We start from the raw sequence: 24,220 nt of genomic DNA, 5'->3' as shown, positions 1-24,220 counted from the left end.
GTCCTTATTAATGTTTTTCTGTAATATGTTTTATTACTGAACTACCGGAATAATCACCAGAAGGGAATACTATATTTATTTGTTCTCCATTCATACTTAATTGGAGAGACTGCTCTTTATATAGAGGATCGGCTACAGCTATTTCATATTGTTTGTCTTTCTTCTCAATGTATATTATAACTTTCTTATTGACTGCTACCACTAAATCCTCTGCAAACCGTATTTCACCCGGCTCATAAAAGACGGCAGCATACTGTCTCTTATTCTCATTGGAAATCGCTTGTATCTGTTCAGAGTTAACTATAATCTTAATTTCATTCTCAAACTTCTTATCTGTAAAATAAGAAAGAGGTTTATCAGGCATTATAATATAACAGTAATCCTCATGCTGCGGAGTAGTACCATGCGAAACCCATAAGCTAAAAATCTCTTTTGTTACTGGTTTATCACTTGCTGTTACTTCAAGTTCTCTCCAAGCACCGGTTTGCTTGGCTTTTCTCAACGTTACACTCTCATTTTGCGGGAAAATATACCCTACATTATCATGGTAAGCCCAATCAATATTTTTGTCGGACAAGTTATTCGTTAACCGGTATGTATGTCCTGATAAGCCATATGTAACTTCACCATTTGCCAAACATTGATTTACTGAAGTACGAACTTCCTGAGTACGAGCCGCCTTAATGCCACTTCCCATGCATACCATAGCATCTCCCATAAAAAAGTAAGCTTTCCGAGCTTCCACACCTTGATAAGCATGTTCATAAGCCATTACACCATTATGAGCATTGCTAACACCTCCACCAAATTGATTCGAACCAAACAAATACCAACGGAGATCGGCAGTCGACTGATTAGCAACCGCCGTTGTTCCCGGTACCCGTGTCCAATCCCAAACAACAAAGGCATCATCATATTCATGACCGGTAGTCATTATGTTAGTTGCTCCTAATGGTAGATAATAACCTTTCAAATTCTGCCCGTTCAGCATTTCCGTACCATTTGTTCGTACGGATATGACTTTGGCAGACATATAATAATCAGAACCATGATGGGTCATAATGTTTGATTTCCAAAAATGTGTATTTCCTGGTACCGGAAAGGCTTCGCCACCAATATGCCGCTTCCATGCCTCATAATTTTCCGCATGAACGGGATCAACTTCTTTCATTAAATCTAATGTATGCGTGGACATATTGCTCAAGCAATTCGGGCGACATATCCCCCGCCCAATCGTTCCAAAATCATATGCCATTCTATATCCGAACATCTGTGTCCCTTTCAGAAAAACATCTGATACCAACTTAATCTTATCCGAAGTGAAGAACTTCATAAAAGATGTTTTATTAGCTAAAGTAATATACTCTGCCAAGTCGGACAGTAGTGACATTCCATATCCACCCGAATAAAGTTGAGGACGGTGCTGATGAATACTATTATCTCTTTTCATTCCTTCATCATCTTTCTCTTCTACATATATGGTAGAAGCAATGGAAGAAAATCCTTTGGCAATTAACTCATAATCATCTTCTATACAGCCTTTATGTATCAAGACTGCAGATACCCATGTTCTATTCTTTCCTTTATGGGCCATATTATCTGTCTTATCAACCAGATAAGAAGAAAGTCTCGTCACATCTTCTCTTTTCAACTCTTTCTTCAGCAAAAGAAGAGGAATCATATATTGGGAAGGAGCACCGATGTCCCGGTACCACCAATTTCCAGAATCTGGATTAGCTATCCGGAAATAATCTAACCCAAGAATTATTTTCTTTCGCAATTCCTGCTCATGAAATAATTTATTTCCGGGTTTACTATAAGCCAATGCCATGTTCTTTAATCTCTTGAGATGACGCTCTGCATCGAAATAGAAAGTCACTGTCTTATAATCAATATCTTTCCAGCTACCATCAGTTTGCATAACAGCCAAATCCTTTTCTGCTTGAGAAACGTCTACCGAATCCGACAAATATTCTTCCAACAATCTATTATATAAAATCTCTATATCTTTCTGTTTCTCTACAGCATAGCCGTATTCTCCCCAAAAGCATAGCACCAGACATATAAGTAGTAACCTTTTCATAATCATTCTTTATCTATAATCATCACCGCTGCGCTCATTGCCGGAACGGAGACTTTAACATATTCATTTTGTGGTTGATATTTCTCTCTCATATTTAGTTGAAAACTTCCATCAGCTTCTACTTCGGCATCGGCAAAACGTATTCCAGATGAAGAAATCGGAGACGGTGCTGTAAGTCTAAGCAACTGAACCGAAGCAGGGGTGTCATTCAGCCGAACTGTGAAGGAAATATCATCTTCACTTTTATTTAAAAGTGTAACTTTCAATGTTTTGCCATTGACACAAGCATATACGCTGCTGTTAGGAACAGAAGGTGAAATCACAGAAGGAACAATATTACCACCTTCACTTCCATATTTAAAAGCAAGCATTGCATAATAGATAGGACGAGGAGTAGGAATTCCTTTCTCATCCACTACAATAGGTGCATACTTACTAACACTACCACCATGAAAATTTACTCCCACCCCATTATTCAAAGCCACACTCCACATATAGTCTAACGCCCATAAAGCAGAAGCAAAAACATTGCTCACTCCTATTTTTCCACCTTGAGAGACTGTATTACATTCTGCCATACGATAAGTAATTCCGTGTTTTTGACATAAAAAATTCAATACTTGCAAATAACCTGATAAATGATTATCCGGTTCCAATATAGTTTTCCAATTTACTGTAGCATTCTTACCTGGTGAATTGTAATGATGTCCGGTCATCAAACTTATTCTGGAAGAGTAACTGTTCAAGAAAGACTCAAACCAACGGATATCCCCAGCAACTGCTGGCCCTGCTATAGTAATGTCAGGTAATCTCTCTTTTATCTTCGTATAATGTAGAAACCATTCTTTTTCATAATCGCTTATTGCATAATTTACAGGACGCAGATGTTTGTAATATAAATCAGGTTCATTACCTATCTGAAGAGCATAAAGAGCATTCTTTAATCGTTTTGCTACATATACAGCTTCATCCGAGTTTTTCTCAGGATTATTCTCTCCCAGATTCAGTCCCCAGATAACCTTCCATCCAGTTAAATCTACAAATTTTGAAAAAGTATCTACATCTGTAGTAGTTAAAGAATCCTTCCTCATATAATCAATGCGTGGCATACCTGTCCATGAAATCTTATCACTGCTATTTCCTCCTAATCGTAAGACGCCATTTCCTAAATTCTTCATCATTTGAATCAATACAAGATTATCAGGATGCAGATAACGGGAGTTATCGGTCAACTGAGACATTTCATAGCTAAATCCCAAAAAGTCAGAAGGTATGATGGTATGTAACCGATAATCGGAAAGTACAGTAACAGTAACAGGTACTTCTTTTTCACCTTTTATATCCAGCCCCAATACAACAGGTGTTCGGATAAAAAGTAGTACAACTATAATGAAGTGCAACTTCTTCATATATCTATAATTTTATTATTTTTCGGTAAAAACATCTACAACACTACTTCCTACGTAATCGCCCACAGGCAAAGTAAAAATAATATTGCTACCTTGTTCTGTTATAGTAACCCCGCTCTTCTCTATCATCTTTTTATTTAGAGTTAACGTTACATTTGCTTGTGTATATGTAGGATCTGACACAGCAATAGTATAAGTGTTACCTTTTTTTTCAATAAAGACAATAGAAGGCTTATCAGATGATATCACTAAACCATCGTCCATCTTTGTACTGGCGCTTTTATAAAAAACAAATCCATACTTATTGCCTTCACGTATAGCCTGAACCGAACCATCATTTTGTGCAATATAAAAATCTATCTGCTCAGCTAAATCCCGAAATGCATTTATAGACTTATCCGGTACAACAATATATTGATAACTGGCATTCTCCGGATTAAGTCCGTGATTTATCCAGACACTAAAAACATTCTTATCTATAAGCCCCGATTCTCCTGTAGCATTGATATCTTTCCAAGAACCTGCTTGAGACATATTTTGTATAGTAACATTATCTGTTCCTCTAAAAATATACCCTGTGTTATTATGATATACCCATTTCAATTGCTTCAATTGCATATTACTGTTTGATGACAGTTGCTTTTCTTGCCCATCATTATAAATAACCTCACCATTCAATAAATTCTGTTCTACAGAAGTCAAAACATTATCATTCTGAACATAGGAAATATCACTGCCTATACAGAACATCATATTATCAAAGAAAAAATATGCTTTATTAGCTTGCAATTCATTGTATTTACCCTTATAAGCAATAATTCCATTTACACCATCACTAACGCCTCCACCAAACTCGTTATTACCAATCTGATAACCTTCTAAAGACGTCTTATCCTGATTACCAATAGCAGTTGTACCAGGAATACGAGTCCAATCCCAGACCGGATATATATTATCATACTCCTTACCTGTTGTCATTATATTCGTAGCTCCTAAAGGAAGATTATACCCCTTTATGTTTTCATTATTCAAGGATTCTGTTCCATAAGTACGCTTTGATATTATTTTTGCGGACATATAGAAATTCTCACCATGTTGTGTCATCATATCTGATTTCCAGAAATGTTTGTTCACATTTGCTTTAGGAAAAGCGGTTCCACTATTTATATGATTTATCCATGCTCTATAAATCCCGGCATTGGCAGGATCGCCAACGACCGCCCTTTCCAAGACATCCACAGGAACTGTAGTATACTCAGACGTAGGACGTGATATATTTCGCCCTCTAGTTCCAAAATCGATAGAGTTTCGGAAACTAAGTAAAAGATGTCCCTCTAAAAGTAGTTTCTGAAATATTTCTTTCTTTTCAAGAGTAAATTCATTTGCAAACTGAGTATCAACAGACATTTCCATAAATTTTGAAACGTCATCGGTCAGCGACATTCCATATCCTCCCGAATAAATCTGGGCATGATGTTGATGGAAACTGCCATCTATTTTAATCCCCTCTTTCCCTTGTTCTGAAACAATTGACAATGTGGAAGCAATCGCCTTAAAAGCATGTTGTACTGTTGAATAATTATCCTCAGCACACCCTTTGTGCATTGCGATTTCAGCAATCCACGATAAATTCTTACCACCTCCTATATAACTTTCAATCTTATCTTTCAAATATGCTGCTGCCACAAGCATATTTTCATGTGAAATATGTCCCTTCAACAACAGAAGTGGTATCATATAAGCTTGAGGGGCACCGATATCATTATACCACCAATTATCCGAACAGGAAGGTGCCTTTTTCTTAAAACATAACAACCCCTTTTCTATTTGTTGTAACAATGTAGCATTATTGAAAAATTTGCTTTCAGGATGCTTGTAGTTTAATGCCATAGCTTTTAATCTGTTAAGATGGCCATTCGGTTTCCAGCCATCAGCAGATATTTGATCATTATAGTCAATATCCGTCCATGAACCATCTGCCTGCATTGACTTTGAGAAGCTTTCAATATTCTTATCATCTGGTATATCACTCAAGTAACTAGCAATCAATCGCTCTGTAATTGTATCAAGAGCTTTTTGTTCCTCAGGTGTATTGGTATACTCTATATTATCCTCATTGTAAATTTCGATCTCGGATATTCTATACCCGCCAGTATAGCCTAATCTCCCACGTAAGACCAATTCCACGTAGCGAGCTTCTTCCTTAAAACCCTCAAATGTACTAACTGCTTTTTCTTCTACATCATTCCTGGATATAACACTTACTATTTTATCTTTTTCTTTTCCAAAATTGAGGCTATACGCATTACATCCACGTTCATCAATCCAATGCACTACTATTTTTGATACTTCTTGTACGCTCCCTAAATCAATTAGAATAGAATGTTTATATGAGTCCGCAGATTCCCAATATGTTGTTAAATCACCATCAGTCATTAAATTAGCTTTTTCAGTATTAGAGCCTGAGCCAGTTATGCTATTAATTCTGGTTTCGACGGTCTTTCCTAAAGCCAAATTGATAGATTCTTCCGTATCAGGGTCCTGATTATCTTCTTCTTTTTCAATCACATCATTATCATGACAGGAAATAACAAAAGAGGAAAACAATAAAAGAATTGCACTTCCTTTCAAAAATTTAGTCAAGTTCACGGCATTAAATGTTAGTTTTTTAATTTTCAAAAATAAAAATCTCTTTAATAAGAAGTTAGTTCAATAATGAACTAACTCCTTACATTGCATAACTATTTAGTTATAATTAGAAATATCCAGGATTCTGTTCTTCCTCATCAGAACCACGAGGATTCAGTCGGTCAATATGCTTTTGAGGAATTGGACGCAATTTGTGATACTCTTGAATATTCTTCATTGCATCAGGATTCCATTTTTTTACATACTCAATTAATTTCTCACAACGCACCAGATCCTCCCATCTTGTATATTCACCTAAAAGCTCACGCCCTCTTTCATCCAACATAAAATCTACAAAATTCATCTTCAGGTCATCTGCCGTCACTTTTATATTTTCATAAGTAGATTCTGTATTTTCCATCTCACCACCTTCTTCTAGCCAATATTGAGGTACCTTTTTCTCGCCAGCTTTCCAGGAAGCACGTTCACGAATAATATTAATCAAATCAGCAGCTAAATTATAGTCCCCCTTACGACCTGCCGCTTCCGCAGCAATCAAATAAGTCTCGCCAAGACGCATACGTACCCATTCACGTACACCTTTTTGTTCATTTGCTGTTTCTCTTAATGGATCCTCGTATTTCAGCAAAATAGGATAATATCTGTTATTTTTACTTGGATCATTCTTATTCCATTGAAAATATTTATACTTATATGTTCTATTTTTGGGAGCATTTAAGCTATAATAGATTGCAGTATCTCCTATAGCCAAGGAAGAAGTCGCTTTATTACAATAATAGGTCCATTTAAAACTCTTATAAAAACGGGAATCATTTTTGCGGTCAAACAACTCAAACATCGTTTTATTGGTAGCACGATGAAAACGATAAGGACGACCATTAGCTATATCACGCATCATACCAGGTTGATCTTCATACCATGACCCCCAATATAAGTGAGATTTGTTCCCATCTCCATTATATATCGGATCAAGAGTAAACTGAATAGAAAAGATAACCTCACTATTCCCCATATTGTTAACATCCCACAAATCTGAATAGTTATTTAACAGAGTATATTTAGAACTGTCTATCACTCTTCTAGCATAGTAATAAGCACTATCCATATCAGTTGACAATTGCCCACGCTGATCAGTTATCGCACTACCACGTGTAAGATAAACTTTAGATAATAAATGAGCAGCGGCATATTTAGTAGCCTTACTTTGATCCGTACCTGTAGCTGATTCCCTGAGATGTTCTGCTGCATATCTTAAATCGCTAACAATTAGCTTATAAACATCTGCAACAGAAGAACGTTTAAAGTCTGTCTGAGGTTCTTGTATTGCTTCAGTGACCAAAGGGATCTTACCAAATTGCTGAACTAAATCGAAATAAAAGTATGCACGAAAGAAATTCATTTCAGCACCATAGCTCTCTTTCTCAGCCTCCGATATACTTGCTTCCGGCAGTGCGTCTAAGACAAGATTTGTCACTCCGATAGCTTTATAATGATTTTCCCACAAACTATACAATTTCGATTCTGTTGGTGACAAAGTTGCACTATATAAGTTATACGGATAACTTAATGCTCCCTCTGCACCTGTTATCAGGTCAGTACCTAACTCTGTAAGAACATTAGAGAACTCCCCACCAACTCCAAAACGCATATAAGCATATGTAGCATCAACAGCAGCCAGTATGCCTTGTTCTGTTTTATAAAAATCACTTGTGATACGGGGAACTTCTTTCTCAGAGAGAAAATCATCACAACCAGTATTTGTTAGGGAGGTAAACCCGCAAGCTATCGTAAGAATTATGCCGATACTTTTTCTATATTTTACAGCTTTCATTTTATTCTTATTTTATTAGTTTAAAAAGAAACATTCACACCAAATATCCAACTGCTTACACTCGGTGAAGCATAGGTTGCTGCTCCTTCCGGATCGACTCCTGTATAGTTTGTAAATACAAGAGGATTCTGGGCAGTAACATATAATCGGCAATTAGATAAAGTTGCTTTATTAACTAGATTCTTAGGCAATGTATACCCTAATGTTATCGTTTTTACACGTAAAAAATCCGATTTTTCATAATACAATGAGGACTCATACTCTATATTATCATACAGTCTGTTAGGGCGAGGATAAGCATTAGTCGGATTGTTTGGAGTCCAATAATCAAATTTCACACTATTATTACGATAGGACTGATGATTCACGCGAACTGCATTTTTCAACATTCCGCCTAAGGTTCCATAAAGAACAATATTCAGATCAAAGCCTTTATAAACAAATGTATTGCTAAGATTAAAAATATGTTTGGGACGTTTTTGTCCAAGGATCATACGATCATTGTCCGCGGTAATTTTATGATCTCCATCGATATCCAACAATTTAATCATTCCTGGTGCAAATTTGTGACCATTCTTATTATATTTTTCAATTTCAGCAAGATCTTCCGGAGAATCCTGCCAGATGCCTATTTTCTTATAATCATAATATACTCCAAGCGCTTCACCTATAAACCAGCTATTACCTATATCATCTACTTTTCCATTATACAATTCTACAATTTCTTCCTTATTAGTTGAATACATAAAATCTGTAGACCATGTGAAATCTTTATTTTGTATATTTACCGTAGACAAACTAACCTCAATACCTTTATTTCTTGTTTTACCAACATTAGTAAGTACACTCGTATAGCCAGAGATAGCAGGTAACTGACGGTCAAGCAGCAAATCATGTGTATTTTGCAGATAAGCATCAACTGTTCCACTCAAACGTCCACGGAAAAAACTGAAATCAACCCCTACATTCCATTGCCCGGTAGTTTCCCAAGTCAATGTTTTATCCGGTAAACTAGAGGAAGTGTAACCAATAACCATATTTTCTCCATAATTATAGTACTTCTTTGATAACAATCCTTTTGTTTGATAAGGATTAATAGAAGTGTTGGCAGTTACACCATATCCAAAACGCAATTTCAAATTATCAAGTTTATCAAAATTCTTAAGAAAGTTTTCCTCATTTACTCTCCATGCTAACGAAAAAGCAGGGAAAGAAACCCATTTGTGTCCATCAGCTAGACGCGAAGAGCCATCATAACGCATTGAGAATGTAGCATAATACCTGCTTTTATAATTATAATTCAAGCGTCCCATGAAAGAAGCAAGGCTCCATACTTGATTATTACTATCATACCCTGTTATATCCAATGCTGATGCAATATCATTAAAAAGCAGATCATCCGAAGGTAAATCCTGAACAGTAGCACTTAAACTTTCGGTTCTATTACGCTGAATAGATTGCAATAAAGTAACTCCGATAGAGTGTTTTCCAAACTGCTTATCGTAAAATAACAGATTTTCAAAGGTATAAGCATAAGTTTGTTGAGTAGCATTTTTTGCCTGATTAGGATTGCCCTGTCTTGCATTTGAAGATAAGAAGGAATAATCCTGACGAGAATGAAAATCAATTCCAATATTTGCACGATACTTAAGCCCATCTAATGGAAGCTTGATTTCCCCATAATAGCTACCTAAGAAACGGTTAATTTTCAAAGGATTAACCACTGCGTTAGGTTCTAAGTATTGAAGAGGATTCCACCATTGAGAATCACCTCCTGAAGTCATCAATGTAGGAACTCCATCATCATCATACAATCGTCCAAGTGGATTCACACGCCAACAATCCTGGAAGTTAGAACCTCTATTCTGTAATGAATGACTGAAGTGCGACTGTCCGCCTATCTTCAACCAATTAGTCACTTCTGCATCAACACTCAACTTTACTGTATAGCGTGAGTAATCTTGATTCTTATAAATACCTTCATTCTTGAAGTATGTAGTATTAAAAGCAAACTGCATTTTATCACCTCCTCCTCTAATGCCGAGTTGGTGATCAGTCACTATACCTGTACGTTCTACTTCGTTCCACCACAAAGCACCGGAACGTACTTTGCTGGAATCATAATTACCGTTTTCATCATAAGCCATTGCAATAGATTGCCAAGTATAATCATCACCAGTAAACGAGGGTAATGTTTTATCCAGTTCCATATTAGGCAGTGCTGAATCGTATTGTCCAGCTGCTCTATAAGCTTCACGCACATACTCCGCATATTCTGCTCCATCCATTAATTCCAACTTGTTTTGAATGGTCTGAATACCATAATAGCCATTATAGTCAACCTGCACTTTCCCTTTCTTACCTTTCTTCGTTGAGATTATGATAACTCCATTAGCACCTCTGGATCCATAAATAGCAGTAGCTGAGGCATCCTTAAGCACCTCTATTGATTCTATATCACCAGGTGCAAACAAATTAGGAGCTGTTGAAATAGGAATACCATCCACAACATACAACGGATCATTGCCTGCTTTGATAGAACGTGTACCACGAATAAGAATAGACGGAGTAGCTCCCGGAGTCCAACTTGTGTTCTGTATCAATACACCCGGAACTTTACCCTGAATAGCCTCCGCTGCAGATAATGCCGGACTCTGCAAGAGTTTTTCAGAATCAACAGAAGTAACAGAGCCTGTCAAATCACGTTTTTTTACAGTTCCATAGCCTACAACTACAACTTCATCCAATTCTGAGGCAGCCTCAGTTAAAACAACATTCATCACCGTTTGCGTACCAATCTTTTTCTCAAGAACATTGTAACCAATATAGCTAAACTTTAAAGTCGAATTTGATGAAACATTTATTTCAAACTTTCCATCTACATCTGTTATTGTACCATTAGAAGTACCAACTTCCACTACACTGACTCCTATTAACGGTTCATTCTTCTCATCAGTGACTAATCCTTTAATATTTTTCTTTCCCTGACCATAAACAGTAAACAGAGATAAACACAACAATAGTAGGATTACAGAAAACCTTTTTCCTCCTATTTTTCGTTCACTTTTGTTTGTTAGCATAAAAATGTTTTTCATATTAATATATTTTAAATTGGTTCTATTTTTAAAAGGCATTTATTAAAAAGATAAATACCATTAAAGTATCAGTATACATAATTCACCAAAACTCAAATTATCAAAAAGTATTCTAATGATATTTTTTTAGCAATACCTCCAAAAATTAAAGAGTGTTTTTCCATATTCATCGTTATTTTTAGAAATTAATAATATAGTATCTTTTCTCAATACCCATAAAAAAAAACTAATACACTATTGAAAACGTTTAATGTTGTTTCTACATGCAAAATTAGCGCATAAGCGATACGCATATATACAAGATCTCGCCAATATCATGCTTATATCCGCAATGCGCAAAGAGAATACATTTATGGCGAAATCGAATACAACTGCCTTTTAACGGGAGTTATCCCCTCAATCATAAAACTTAAGTTTTAACTAAATCTCATCTTATTAAAATAGAAATTCAACCAAATAGAATTTGGGAAAACTCGATCAGAGCACTATCTTTGTTGACCAGTTAAAGTTATTAATGCCAAGAAGACTACTACTCATGAAATATTATATTCAAATATCTTTGTTGCTACTATTTTGTTCTATACAAAATATCAGTTCACATAACCTTAGGCAAATTAGTAATCGTGACGGTCTATCAAACAGTTCCGTAACTTGCTTATTTCAAGATGAGAAACGATTCCTATGGATTGGTACTTATGATGGACTCAACATGTATGATAGTCAAAAAATATATGTCTATAAGCCAGATATCAATAATCAAAATAGCCTTTCAAGCAATGTCATCAGAAAAATCATAGAAACAGATAACTACCTATGGATTAGCACTAAATGGGGATTAAACAAACTATCGCAAAAAAGTAATGCAATAGAGGAATATTATAATGAATTTGGTGAAAATTCATATATTGCCAAAGACAATCAAGACTATTTATATGTATTCAATAGACCAAATACATTATCTCTATATTCGAACTTAGACAATAAATTTATAAACTTCCCTATCTATAAAGAGAAAGAATTAGACAATGTATCAAGTTTTATTGTTGATTCTCAAGATACGATATGGATTAATCATAAAGGTATAATGGAAAGGTATACCATATCCGGGAAAAAAACAAATAATCCTCAAATTGTCAGACATCCGGACTTTACACATCCCCACCTTATAAAATATGCCTTTTACAGTGACGAGAAAATAATTATGGTGGATTCTGAAGGAAACATATTTTACAAAGAAAAAGGAAAACTACATTTTATCAGAAAGCTAAAGCAATTGATTCAGGAAAGTGGTAAAATTGGAGCCATTATTTTTGATGACAACGATGTTCTTATCGGATTTGAGACAAATGGTCTTATACGACTTATGGCTGAACAAAATTACCAAGCAGAGAAGTTCAACATTAATTGTGGTATATTCTCTTTATGGAAAGATAAACAACAAGATATTATTTGGATTGGTACAGATGGGCAGGGGGTATATGCCTGGACAAAAGACGAATATACATTTACTAATATATTGCTCAATGAACTTCCGATCAGCAAGAAAAGGCCGATCCGCGCTGTTTACACTGATAAATATAATACTCTATGGTTAGGAACCAAAGACAATGGTATAATAAAGATCAACCATTATGATACTTCAAAAGAGTATTCAAATGATAATGTCATACACCTTACAACACAAGAAGGACTTACGAATAATGAAGTTTTTGCATTTGCACCAAGTAATGTATATCCAATTTTATGGATCGGTTCAAATGGACCTGGATTAAATTACTACTCTTTTTCAGACAATAAAATTCACTCATTAGCTAACAATACTAATCAAAATATCTCCCATGTACATTCCATGTGTGAAACAAACGACTCACTATTGTGGGTAGGTGCAGGAAATACTTTATTAAAAATAAACATTCAACAACAGAAACAAGGCCTTGAAGCTAAAAAGATTCAAGCATTCAATTTTGATGTTCCTCATAAACAGAAAAACAATCAAATATATTCTATATATCCAGAAAATGACTCCATTATTTGTATTGGAATGCGTGGTAATGGGGTCATCAGATTAAATTCTCGCACTGAAAATTATTCTTTCATTTCTTTTGATAGAAATGGTATAGCCCCCATGAGTGATATATTATGCATATATCAAGACCAACATGAAGATATATGGTTAGGTACAAGTTATGGATTAACCAAACTGAAAATCTCATCTAATGGTAATTATGACTATAAGAATTTTAATGAGAATGAAGGTTTACCCAATAATACAATACACGGAATTATTGAAGACAAAGAAGGACATCTATGGTTAAGCAGCAATACCGGCATTATATTATTTGATTCCCAAAAGAATACGTTCAGGAACTTTAATCATAGAACGGGCTTAGATATAACAGAATTTAGTGATAATGCATATTTTCAAGACAAAATAAACAACAGATACTTTTTTGGAGGAGTAAATGGCGTAGTCTGGATAAAAAAAGAGAAAAAAAAGAAAAACAACTTTGTGCCTGATATTCACTTTACAAAAGTAAGAATATTCAATAAGGAATATAACATTCATGAGTTTGAAAAAAAAGATAGTAATTCTCAAAATATCGTGTTGAACCATAATCAGAATTTCTTTGCAGTTTCTTTTGTAGCCACAGACTTTATTAATGGCGAGAACTGCAGATATTCTTATAAACTTGAAAATTTCAATAATGTATGGATGGATACACGCTCTAATGAAGCGCAATTTACAAATATCCCTCCCGGAGATTATACATTGAAAGTAAAATACAATGATGGAGGAAATAGCAATGACAATTTAATCAAAAGTATCCGTATCATCATTCTTCCCCCTTGGTATCAGAGTATTACAGCCCAGATAATATATGTATTATTGATTATTGGGGTAGGATTGGGATTTTGGCATTATATCCGGCGGAAATACGAACGAAGAAAAGCCGCCATGTCCAAAAAGTTAAATGAAAAATATAAGGAAGAAATGTATGAAGGTAAACTACGTTTCTTTACCAACATCACACATGAATTCTGTACACCACTTACCCTGATTTATGGTCCATGCGAAAGAATTCTGCAGCATGAGAACAGTGATGTTTTCATTAAAAAATATGCCCAGATTATAAAATCAAATACAGAGCGTCTCAATAGCCTGATACAAGAAGTAATAGACTTCCGTCGCATGGAAACCGGCAATCAAATATGCCATATACAAGAACTGAATATCAGCAAATTAGCAAAAGACATTATAGATTCATTTGGTGAGTTGGCAGAACAAAATCAAATCCATCTGGAAACAGATATCAGTCCAGATATTATATGGAAGAGTGATTATAGCGGATTTACTAAGATTCTAAATAATCTTATTTCGAATGCATTTAAATATAGCCCCGAAAATGGAACAATACGTATATCCATAAAAATAGAGGTAGATAAACTAAATATTCAAGTCTATAATACAGGAAAAGGAATTTGTAAAGAGAATATTCCACTTATATTTAACCGGTACAGTGTACTTGATAACATTCAGGAGAATAGCATTAAAGGACTTTCTTCCAGAAATGGTTTAGGACTTGCCATTTGTCAAAGTATGGTAGAACTACTGCAAGGTACTATTGAAGTAAAAAGCGAAATAGACCAATATGCTCAGTTCATAGTGAACCTACCACAGCTTGAAGTAACAGAAGAAGCCGAACATGTATTGAATGAAATTCCTAAATCCGAACCTCTAAGCAACAATACGAATATTGAAACAACTGAAAGAGGTGATTACGAAAAGGAATTCAACCAACCAGAAACAACCATTCTGATGATAGATGACAACAAAGAGTTACTGTGGATGCTAAAAGATATACTATCCGATGAATATTCCATTTTAACGGCAGAAAATGGTGAAGAAGGGCTTGTTTTATTAAAACAAAAGACACCGGATCTTATCATTACAGACATTATGATGCCCAAAATAGATGGAATCACCTTAATCAAACAACTCAAAAGCAACAAACATACAATGCATATTCCATTAATTATCCTCTCTGCAAAAAATACAACCGATGAAAAAATTGAGGGTATAGAATCTGGAGCAGACGCTTACATCCCCAAACCATTCAATACTCAATATCTTAGGAGTATCATCAAACAACTATTAAAAAAGCAGGAAGAATTAAAGCAATACTACAACTCTTCAGCAAGTGCCTTTGAATTTAGTGGTGGACAGTTGTTACAACAGGAAGACAAAAAATTCATGGAAACTGCTGTTGAACTAATCAATGAAAATATGGACAACACTGAATTTGGTCCGGAGGAACTTGCAGAAGCCATGCAAACCAGCAGCAGAAATTTATATCGCAAGTTTAAGAATCTGGATCAACTCCCCCCTAAAGATTTCATCAAAGAACAAAGAATAAATTATGCTGCCAAATTACTATTAACTACAACATTGACTATACAGGAAATCATGTATCGGACAGCTTTCACAAATCGGTCACATTTCTATAAAGAGTTTGGCAAACGATACAATCAAACTCCCAAGGAATACAGAGAGAGCAATAAATATAAAGACGATTCTCTCAACTAAAAAGAGCCTGTATATACACCAAAAACTTAAGGCAGGAATGAAAATAATATTCATTCTTGCCTCAAATTTATATTCAGTGAGCACCTCATATATTCAGACTCTCTATTTTCCCAACTGTTAAGGTGACTGGTCCTAATAAACCAGATTCAACAAGAGGTGAAGTCTTATCATAATGTTTCCAAGTTGTAAATGCAATTCTACCTCCTGCAGGCTTTGGTTTACCCTGTAGATACCATTCAGGAAATTTCTTGATACCACCGTTGCGCAATGTAGAATATTTATTTGGAATATCCTGATAATTATAAACATTCTCTTCAGGCAGATACTCATCACCAATCAATCGGTTAACCCATAAATTTGTTACACGAATTTCTATCAGATTATCTCCTTCGTGCAATAGCTGCTGTATATCAATGGCATAAGGAGGTGCCCAACAAATACTAGCACGTTTTCCATTCACCAACACTTCAGCAAGTACTTCTACTCGACCTAGATCCAAGCGCAAACAAATATCGTCCTGCAAATAGATATTATTTATAGATAACGAATAGAGATAAGTCATCGTTCCCGAAAAATGACGAACCCCAAAATCCTCTTCTAAATGTAATGAATGCAATCTGGCTAAAGTTATTTCCTCAGATGCTCCCATATTTTGAGGGAATCGAACAGTCCAAGGGCCTTTTAACGGAATACATGTAGGAAGAGTATCAACATGCTTACGGATACTTGTACGTTCTGCAATAAACTCATAAACACCAGCCTGCCATGCAACAAACCGATGACTGGGTAACCATGAAAGTACCTGCTCACTTGGATGAAACGGAGCAGGTATCCCTTTTTGATAAAGGTTTGTTATTTCTGTTTTGTCAATACTGGAAGGATGGATACACAGATTGCAGAGTCCTCCTTCATAAGCATCCGCTTTACACAACAAATCCGAATGAGATGTTTCAAGATGCACGATTGTGTCTGAAGTTGTTCCTGCTCCGGCATATACTCCATTTATCCAAAGATGCGGTGTGTTATCCTGATAAACTAAAGCAAAATGGGTCCATCCCGATAATGGTCTGGGATTTCGGTATACAGCTTTATTATGTATAGTCCGTTCATAGACAACGACTCCATTCCGACCTACTGACAACCCAAGGGAACTATGTCCTTTTCCATGCCGTCGCTCTCCTTCCAAAGGATAAATAGCAAAAAAACGGGCACGCATATCACCGAGTTCCTGTTCTTCCGTCATGGCTATATCCACCTCAGGCTTTATCCAACAAGTAATACCAAAATTTGCAGACAAAGAATCCTGTTTCACTACATTTCCAATAGTCGGAAACAAAGAAACACCATTGTATTTCACATCTGTGTACTTCCGTTGTTTCTCAACTTTACGAAAAACAACAAACATGGATCCTGCAGGAGTTAGATTAAGAGGTATTTCTACGCCCTCGTTATCAGTGCGATAGACCGGGCACTGTAGAATTTCAGTTGTATAAGGATCCCATAACTCCGGAATATAACCTTTTATCCGGAAATGAGCCGTTCCTTTCTCGTGCGCTCGCTTACGATTTGCAACGAAGTATATCTCGGCTCCTTCTTGTTGATAATGGATAGCATGAACAGATGAATTTCCTGCTTCAGAATGATAAACAAAGTCGGGAGACACACCTAACCGATTAAAAATGGTTTGCAAATCTTTTCCTTCATGCACGTTCGGGTGCTGCCAAACTCTTTGCACCAGTGCAGCAAACTCATTCTCTTTCTCTCCATCACATAAACCTAAGGTATGCAGTGGCCTTTGCCCAACCAATACCATTCCCTCACCTACCAATCGGGCCAGTATCCGCAACGTATGTAATGACATTGTTTCCGATTTAAGCAACACTAAGAGCTTATAGCCATCAAAACGTGTAGCGGGAAAAAGAATCTTTCCATCCTTGATATGTGCTTTGTCCAGCATTTCAGTATTTACCATATCATAATCATATCCTTCCGGAGGGGCCAGTAGGGTTTGTTCCGGTTCAATAGTGCTACCAAAACTATCATCACCATTATGATAAAGAATATCACCATAGAAAGTTGAACTCTGGAAAATGTACTGGCAACGGTTCAAATACTCAATCCATGCTTTTCCCGGTTTCCACCATGTATTGGTACGGTCAAAGTGTAGCCCCCACGCCCCCATCGTCATTCCCGGAGCAGCAGTAGGGTGTGGTTGGTGGGCAAATCTATGAAAATAAATTCTACTAAGCCCTCGGGTAAACATATAATCACCTAATGACTTTAGAGCATATGGATACTGCAACCATTTATCCGCATCCGGTTCAGAAGTAAAAGCCTCGGCACCAACTACCTTTCCACCAAGCGTATGTGCTATTGAAGCTACTTGTTTGACGGTACGATTATACTTATAATTTGCCCAAAGTACAGTCTGACCACACCAGAATTCCCCCATATTAATGTCAAGCTGTTGTGCCACCTGTAATTCTTCCATCATATTGCCTCCATAAGGCTCAGTATAAGTTATTATACCCTTCTCTTTACATCGCTTTTGAAAATGACCATAGTAACGTTCAGCAAACATATCAGCTCTAACTCGACGAAAGTCAAACAGGAAACGCTTTGTACTTTCCTCGCTCTCAACTATTTTATTGGCTAATACGGGTAAAAATGGATACAGTTCATACCCATGACTTTGTTCAAAATAGGCAGGCATGTCGGAAGTCCAATCCTGGTCACCCGTTTCATAACTATCTATTAGCAAACCGATCTTAGAATGTTTGGCTATTTTCTCCATTGCAGGCATCAGCCTTTTAAACATACAATTCAAATGATAATCCAGTGCTTCTGTACTGAATTTGTCACAATCTAATCCGGTTGATTTAGAGGGGGCTGACTTATTCTTCTGATCTTTGGCTGTTTGTCCAAAACGCATAATCAGCCACTCACCAGTAGGAACATCCCAAGTTAAAACACCATCCTTATCAAGCCTATTTGATAATTCAAGAATTGACAACCTAGGTATTACTTTCATATTTGCCGGAATAGCCAAACAATATGTATCTATGTAATAATCAAACATATGTTTGGGAGTGGGTAACTGAATCCTGACTTGTTTTCCACCCGTTATTTTAGTTTCGCTCCACGTTATTATTTGCATAGCTTTATCTGGAGTGATCCACGGACCACCACTGGATGACCAACCGGGGCAGTTGTGCATTGCAAACTCCAAACCCAACCTTTCTGATTCTTTGAGCGTATGCAGAATAAGATCTACCCATTCATCACTAAGCGATTCTACCGGACCAATAGGGATGCCACTTCCTGCTTCAAACAATTGATACCCCGCAATACCATTTGCCTTCATGGCTTCAAGATCACGGGTTATACCATCTTTAGTTATATTACCATTCATCCAATGCCACCATGTATAAACTCCGGAAGAGAAAGGCGGATTACGAAAAGCTGATTCGAGAAGAGCTGAAGAAGATTTAGACACCTTGTTTTTACAAACTTCCATAGCAAAAGTCGGACTAACCAAGCTAACGATACCTGCTGATGACAAAATTTTAAGAAAGGTGCGTCGTTCCATAAATAAAAAGATTTTTAGGTGAATTCTATTAATCATTGCATTTCTTTGCAGCAAAGAGAACAAAACCTTTTAATTCCCTTTGCCACATTCCATATTGAAAACAATTCTCAAATTGTCTCTACATGCAAATATAGGAACTCAACAACAGATACATATATGTGTTCTTGCCAGAATGATATCTAAACCCACAAAATACAAAATGAATACACTAATGGCTAGATTGAGTACAAAACCAGTGGTTCGACACTTGCGTCAACAGACATTATTTCTTCAGTAACCGCCGCGTCAAATAGTGCACCGGATACCACACCGAAAGGAATCCGACAGTAATCACCGTAATAAATATCAGTACTACATCCGTTACATGCACACTAACAGGATAAGCATCCACAATAAAGCTGCCATTACCACCACCTAAGGAAATAATGCCGAAACGCTGCTGGATATAGCAAAGCAACAGACCAAGAACAATACCGGAAAGTGCACCGAACAGGGAAATAAGCCGACCTTCAAACAAAAATATACGGGCTATCAAGCGGTCATCAGCTCCAAGATTACGCAGAGTCTCCACGTCTTCGCGTTTATCCAGGATCAACATGGAAAGAGAACCAATCACATTGAAACAGGCTATCGCAAGAATAAATGTGAGAAAAAGATAAGATATGAATTTCTCTATCTCCATAATACGGAACACATCAGCCTGCTGCTCATAACGGTCTAGTACTACAAATTCATCACCTAGGATACGAGCAATCTTTCTCTGCACAGCCGTAACATCCGTCCCCGGCTTCAACTTCAATTCAACAGCCGACACCTCCGTGTCATAATTAAAAAGATTACGAGCAAAGCTAAGAGAAGTAAGAATGTAGCGTGCATCATACTTCTGCTGATTGACAACAAACACTACACCGGGAGAAAATAGGTAATCACGATTGAAAGAAGCGGAAGGATTAGCCATATTCACGCGTACATTCCGTTTGGGAGCATACACCTGAAGGGGATCAACAAACTGAAGTCCTGTTCCCAACTCAGATATCAATTCCACACCCAATACGCCATAATCTACGATAGAGTCATGCAGGATAAACTCACCTGCACCGTACAGCAAACTATCAATAGACGTAAGCTCCTCGAAGTTATCTTCCACCCCTTTAATAATAGCCATAGCCTGACGGTCCTTATATTGCACCATGGCATTCTCCTCCAGCGTCTCTGTCCAGACAGCAATTTCTGGCAAAGAGCGCACTTCCTGAAATGCTGCCCCCTGCGGTTCAAAGACTTTTCCCTCACGAATCGTAATTTTCAATTCCGGATCAAAGGCTGTAAAGAACCCTGCTACCATATCCTGAAAACCATTGAATACGGACAGTGTACAGACCAGCGCCAACGTAGCCAATGCCACTCCGCACACCGAAATGCCGGAAATGATATTGATAGCATTGTGTTTCTTCTTGGAGAAGAGATAACGCCGGGCTATGTAGAAGGGAAGGTTCACTTCAACAATTCATCTATTTTTTCAAGATAATCCAGTGAATCATCCACAAAGAACTTCAGTTCCGGAATGATGCGAAGCTGATGACGCACACGGGTCCCCAACTCATAACGGATAGACTTCATATTATCATTGACATTCTTTATTATCTCTTCCGCCTTTTCCGAAGGGAAGATACTCAGATAAGCACGTGCGACACTCAAGTCCGGGCTGATACGCACAGCACTGACAGAGATCAGTACTCCCGGCATGGATTTAGTTTGCAACAGGAAAATGTCACTCAATTCCTTCTGAAGCAAACGGGCTATTTTATTCTGACGAGTTGTTTCCATAAATCAATTATCTATATTTAAAGGCAAAGTTACGCAAATATCTCGTTAGACTCATGATTTATACTTTTTTTAGCACCAAAACGTAGCTTTTCATTAATTAAAAACTACATTTGCAACAACATCACAAAATAGCTTACTTTATGAAAGTACACGTTTGGATAATACTACTATTTTTCTCATCCATTGCCTATGCAGAAGAGGATATCCGCTGGAAAGATGCAGATGAAAAAATGCAGGAACAGCAGTATGAAGAAGCTGCAAAATTGTATAAAGAATTAAGTCATAAATCAGATACCGTTTATGAGGAGATCAATTCCCGTGGAGTAAAGGATATGCGGAAAATCTACTCAATCGATGAGCTGGAACTTGCCAACAGCCAGCAACAGAACCGTTTGCTCTCATTAGCTCTCATCATCCTTCCGTTTTTTATTGCCATTGCCATAGGCTGCGTTGTATATTTAAGAAAACAACGTAGAAAGCTAATACAATCGCAACTGAAGCTTCAGCAGGCACAAGAGGAAGTAGAGAAATCCACGCGAAATAAAAGCCTGTTCATTTCGAACATGAGTCATGAAATCCGCACCCCCTTAAATGCCTTGTCCGGTTTCTCTGAAGTACTGACCACCCCCGGTATTGATGAAGATACCCGGAAACAATGTTATGAAATCATTCAGTTAAATTCCCGCCTACTGATCAATCTGCTCAACGATGTAGTGGATATTTCCTGCCTGGACGTAAAGAACATGAAGTTCGACCTAAAGGTATGCGACGCTGTTCCTCTTTGCGAAGGAATCATTCAAACCGTAGAAGGGATTAAACAAACACAGGCTGCATTATCTTTCGAAACAACACTGCCTTCTTTGGAAATAGAAACAGACATATTCCGCCTACCCCAGGTACTGATCAACATTTTAGTCAACGCCACCAAATTCACCAAAGAAGGCAGTATTATCCTGCGGTTAGAGCAAAATGAAGAGGGTATGGCGCAATTCTCAGTTACAGACACCGGTTGTGGCATTCCATTGGAAAAACAGCCTACAATATTCAACCGCTTCGAACGGGTAGACGAGAAATCCCAGGGAACAGGTATCGGTTTATCTATCTGCCAGTTTATTATTGACCAACTTGGTGGAAATATCTGGATAGACCCGGAATATACGAACGGTTCACGTTTCATCTTCACTCACCCATTAAAACAAGCAGGCAAAGCATGAAAAAAATAATTCTCTTTATTCTGCTTCTGGCAGACATACCCTTCCTGACAGAAACACATGCATCTACGAAGCAGCAAGCGCGCGACAGCATATTCCAGACAGCCGCTACCATACCCAATGATTCCATCCGCTGCATATTTCTGAGAAATGCATTCCAGCAATACATTGGTCAGGAATCGGCTACCGAATATCTGGATTCTGCAATTGTGCTTGCCCGCCGGAAGCAAATACACGGAGAAGAGTTATGGGCACTTTTTGACTATTGCCGCCAATATGAATATCTTGCAGATATTTTCAATCAGCAAAAAAGGCTTTTAATACTGAAAGAGGCCAGCTACCAGTATAAGGATTATGCATTTTACTATACCATGTGGCTTTCCGTACTTCAGGCACGATGTGCGCTGGGAGATACCGAATATGCCATTATGCAAACCCAAGAGATGAGAGATGAGTCCACCCGCCTCAATTATAAAAAAGGCAACTTCATCGCGGCTCTTGCATTGGCACAAGCCTATGATTTTGCCGGACGGTATGACGAAGCCATCGAAATATACAAACAGGCTTTGGAGAATAATCCTACGGCCAATGAAAATGGACTATTAATAATACACGGAAATCTGGCTAAACTTTATAAAAAACAGGAAAAATATCCGCAAGCCCTCAGTGAATATCAGAAGCAACTGGATGTTCTCACAAAAGTGTCCAAAGGACTTCCCCTATCAGACACATTCAAAACAATATTTCTGGAAATAGAAACATCGTTTTGCAAAATCTATATGATTACTAAAGACCAGGAAAAACTAATCCAGCACCTGAAAAAGGCAGAAGAATATTATAGTGATAATGTGTATCTCGGTGCCTATATAAACTACCATAGCCTATGGGGATTTTATTATAAGCTCACTAAAGAGTGGGACAAATGCTTCCGGGAGCTTGACCTGGCATTGGCCGCCTGTAGGGGAACGGATCCTTTCAACGAAAACGACTTACTCAAATCAAAAGCAGACGCCTTGCTGGAAACCGGACGTTATAAAGATGCTGCCAACCTGTATAAAATGGTAGCCATAAAAGGGGATTCTCTCAATCAGGACATGCTACAACGGCACAAAGAAGCCCATCAAGCCAACTATAAAATCCGAAGAGCTTTACTTGAAAAAGAAGAACTGACCAAACGATATCGTTATATACAGGTAGGTGCAGGTACAATTATATTACTAATATTAGTTTTTGTCATTATACGTGCCTATCATATTCGCTGTCAGTTACGGCATGCAGAGAAGGAAACCCGAAAAGCCTTCGAAAGAATGGAAGCCGCTGACAAGATGAAAGAATGCTTCCTCCATAACATCACCTATGAGATACGTATACCCTTGAACACTGTAGTCGGTTTTTCTGAATTACTATCTTCAGAAAATGACTTAACGGATGAAGAAATAGAAGAGTATTCAATTGCTGTAAAAAGCAACTCAACGAAACTACTAAAACTCATAAACAATATCCTCGACTTATCACGCCTTGAAGCAGGAATGATGCGCTTCACCGTTCAAGAATGCGATGCCGTTCAACTATGTCGGGAAACCAGAATGATTGTGGATATGGAGACTCCCGGCATTGTGAAATCAACCTTCAATACAGAATTGGAAATGTTGCAGATAAAGGCTGACAGTAAATGGTTCCTGAAATTACTTACTTCACTCTTATCAGTCCCTCAAGAATATAAGGGAGAGAAACGCGAAGTGGAATATACTTTAAGCCAGGAAGACAAATACCTGAAAATAATCATCCTGCGAAGTCCTCTTTATCAGTGTTGGGAGGACGAACAGGAACAACATATCCTGCATAATATCAACCGCCTCTATGTGGAAACGTTCAAGGGGAGTTATCAAGTAGAAGAAAAGAGAGAGGAAAAGATTGTCTCTATCACATATCCGATATCCTGAA

Annotated in this window: 11 protein-coding genes; 3 read left to right on the top strand and 8 right to left on the bottom strand. The window is 37.2% G+C overall.

Features of this window, described 5'->3' with window-relative positions; translation table 11 throughout:
• Window positions 1-7: 7 nt before the first annotated feature.
• The 5 genes from K429_RS0112300 to K429_RS0112280 all read right to left on the bottom strand — a co-directional run bounded on the left by K429_RS0112300 (window position 8) and on the right by K429_RS0112280 (window position 11,067).
• Window positions 8-2,083 (bottom strand): polysaccharide lyase family 8 super-sandwich domain-containing protein, encoded by a 2,076-nt coding sequence (locus tag K429_RS0112300; RefSeq protein WP_022209440.1) that lies wholly within the window; start codon window positions 2,081-2,083, stop codon window positions 8-10.
• 2 nt (window positions 2,084-2,085) lie between these two features.
• Window positions 2,086-3,492: a glycosyl hydrolase family 79 C-terminal domain-containing protein gene (locus tag K429_RS0112295; RefSeq protein ID WP_007211784.1), complete on the bottom strand. Its 1,407-nt coding sequence runs from the start codon at window positions 3,490-3,492 to the stop codon at window positions 2,086-2,088.
• Between the two features lie 15 nt (window positions 3,493-3,507).
• Window positions 3,508-6,171 (bottom strand): polysaccharide lyase family 8 super-sandwich domain-containing protein, encoded by a 2,664-nt coding sequence (locus K429_RS0112290; protein ID WP_052340651.1) that lies wholly within the window; start codon window positions 6,169-6,171, stop codon window positions 3,508-3,510.
• 76 nt (window positions 6,172-6,247) lie between these two features.
• Window positions 6,248-7,972 (bottom strand): RagB/SusD family nutrient uptake outer membrane protein, encoded by a 1,725-nt coding sequence (locus tag K429_RS0112285; protein WP_026367110.1) that lies wholly within the window; start codon window positions 7,970-7,972, stop codon window positions 6,248-6,250.
• Between the two features lie 20 nt (window positions 7,973-7,992).
• Window positions 7,993-11,067, bottom strand: a complete 3,075-nt coding sequence (locus K429_RS0112280; RefSeq protein WP_026367109.1) for a TonB-dependent receptor — start codon at window positions 11,065-11,067, stop codon at window positions 7,993-7,995.
• Between the two features lie 535 nt (window positions 11,068-11,602).
• Between K429_RS0112280 and K429_RS0112270 the strand changes: the two genes are divergently transcribed.
• Entirely contained in the window at window positions 11,603-15,652 is a 4,050-nt protein-coding gene (locus K429_RS0112270) for a response regulator (protein WP_026367108.1), read from the top strand.
• An 85-nt stretch (window positions 15,653-15,737) separates the two neighbouring features.
• Here the strand turns inward: K429_RS0112270 and K429_RS0112265 are convergent, their stop codons facing one another.
• From K429_RS0112265 to rbfA, 3 genes are all read right to left on the bottom strand, one after another.
• Window positions 15,738-19,241 carry a glycosyl hydrolase gene (locus K429_RS0112265; RefSeq protein ID WP_026367107.1) on the bottom strand — a complete coding sequence of 1,168 codons (3,504 nt, stop codon included), beginning with the start codon at window positions 19,239-19,241 and terminating at the stop codon, window positions 15,738-15,740.
• 262 nt (window positions 19,242-19,503) lie between these two features.
• Window positions 19,504-20,736, bottom strand: a complete 1,233-nt coding sequence (locus tag K429_RS0112260) for an FtsX-like permease family protein (RefSeq protein WP_026367106.1) — start codon at window positions 20,734-20,736, stop codon at window positions 19,504-19,506.
• Window positions 20,733-21,065, bottom strand: coding sequence for a 30S ribosome-binding factor RbfA (gene rbfA / locus K429_RS0112255; protein WP_007211776.1), 333 nt, complete (start codon window positions 21,063-21,065; stop codon window positions 20,733-20,735). Before rbfA ends, K429_RS0112260 begins: the two co-directional genes overlap by 4 nt.
• Window positions 21,066-21,205: 140 nt before the next feature.
• On the opposite strand from rbfA, the gene K429_RS0112250 reads away from it, so the two are divergent.
• Both K429_RS0112250 and K429_RS0112245 read left to right on the top strand, forming a co-directional pair.
• Window positions 21,206-22,279 (top strand): sensor histidine kinase KdpD, encoded by a 1,074-nt coding sequence (locus K429_RS0112250; protein ID WP_007211775.1) that lies wholly within the window; start codon window positions 21,206-21,208, stop codon window positions 22,277-22,279.
• The gene (locus tag K429_RS0112245) at window positions 22,276-24,219 is read left to right on the top strand and encodes a histidine kinase dimerization/phospho-acceptor domain-containing protein (RefSeq protein ID WP_026367105.1); all 1,944 of its coding nucleotides are present in this window, start codon (window positions 22,276-22,278) and stop codon (window positions 24,217-24,219) included. Before K429_RS0112250 ends, K429_RS0112245 begins: the two co-directional genes overlap by 4 nt.
• Window position 24,220: the final 1 nt, after the last annotated feature.

This window comes from Bacteroides sp. 14(A), assembly GCF_000526555.1.
Lineage (GTDB): Bacteria > Bacteroidota > Bacteroidia > Bacteroidales > Bacteroidaceae > Bacteroides > Bacteroides cellulosilyticus.
This window is presented reverse-complemented; position numbering and strand designations above follow the sequence as displayed.